A 1,660-nucleotide genomic window follows, 5' to 3' on the forward strand; every position below is an offset into this window, starting at 1 on the left:
GTCTCCCTTATTAAAATTTATTATCGTAGAGTAATTAAGTAATTTATTTACTTTTATATATTTAATCCCTTCTTGTAAAACTCTTTTTGTAGTAATATTAGCTATTTTTTCAAAACCAATAGATGCATTAGAATTAATATCCGTTTTACTTGTTAGATTTGTTACATCTCCATTCGAATTAATAAAATGAAAACAATCATCCTCATCAAGTATTCTACAATCTTCTCTTTCACTAAAATATTGAAGAATAATATTAAATAGCAAGATTATTTCATTATGTTCAAGTTTAATATAGTCATATTCAGTAAATGGTTGTGAATTTATTACATTTTGATAGTTATTCAATATATTCTGGACATCTTTTTTAACTAGTACTTCAAGCTTCTTATTAGACATTTCACCACAAAAGGAATTTTGAATACTTTCCCATTCTCCATTCTCTAATGGGAAAAACATGATTATTGAAGTGGATAATACTTGAAATTCATTTTGATTTGGTAAAAATGAACATTTTAACTCTAGATTAATTTCATATTCACTAATGTATTGATTGAAAGCATTTGAGATTGTATTAAAATAATTTTCAATCTTTTGATTGATACTGTTATGTGTCTCTTCAACTATAAATACATCTTCACAAATAATAGTTGAAGATATTCTGTGCTTTTTATATACACTACTTATACTTAGATTCTCATTTTTATTAAACATATTTCACCAATCCGTTGTTATATAGATTTAAATACATTTAATTAACCTACACTACTTTTAATTAAGATTGATGGAACAGTGTACTCTACTTTAACAACTGCTCCCTTCTTGCCACATAAATTATAAAAACGTTTTAAAGTGTTATCCAACAATATTCTTTTTTTTGCTAGTTCATTAATGTTAAAGTATAAAATTAAAGGTTCAACTGGTAAATTCCGTTTTCCATTTTCAATTAGAAATGCAATTTCAACTTCAACAATAAAGTCACCTGTAAATGTATTAACTTCTCCTAAATTTATTTTTTCAATATATAAACCTTTATGTGTTTTAGATATTAACTCTTCAAATTTTTGGCTCCCAGAACATATATACATATGTTGCATTCTAGGATATATTGACTCTACATTGTTTCCTTGAATTGAATTTCCAGATTGTTCTTGATTGTATAGATATCTAGAAGTTACACAATTCATTAATTTGTTTATCCTACCATTTTTCAGTAATTCGAGGTCAGAAATTATTTCATTCCCCAAATCGTCATATCTTCCATCTAGATTAAAATTTTCATATACCGTTAAATGCTCATTAAATATAACATCATACTTGTCAGATATTGGCGATTTATAGTAATGGTCAGCTTCAAGCATATGACCTATAAATTCATGGAAGAATATTCCTGTAGTACAATTATTAAAATATAGATCATAGTCATCAATGCATTCTATATCTATGTTAATTTTACTTGCTAAAGAAAATTTAATTTCGTCTTCAATTCTATTGAAAACATCTAATAAATTACTATTTTTAATATTTTTCATAACAAAATAATCACTTAAAATCACGTTTTTAGTAGAATTAACAATATTATATGAAAAGACATAGTATCTTTCTTTTTCAGAATAAATGATTTGGTCTTCACAAATTACTATTTTTCTCTTTTCTTTTAGTT

General features: G+C 24.8%; 2 protein-coding genes. Both read right to left on the bottom strand.

Annotated features, from left to right (window positions below; genetic code table 11):
• The coding region (locus ACFCYN_RS25385; RefSeq protein ID WP_375952954.1) for a hypothetical protein at nucleotides 1–711 on the bottom strand (711 nt) is incomplete at its 3' end.
• Between the two features lie 41 nt (nucleotides 712–752).
• Nucleotides 753–1,660: metallopeptidase TldD-related protein (locus ACFCYN_RS25390; RefSeq protein WP_375952957.1), on the bottom strand; the 908-nt coding region annotated here is incomplete at its 5' end.

It is taken from the genome of Gottfriedia sp. NPDC056225 (assembly GCF_042267765.1).
Lineage (GTDB): Bacteria > Bacillota > Bacilli > Bacillales > Bacillaceae_G > Gottfriedia.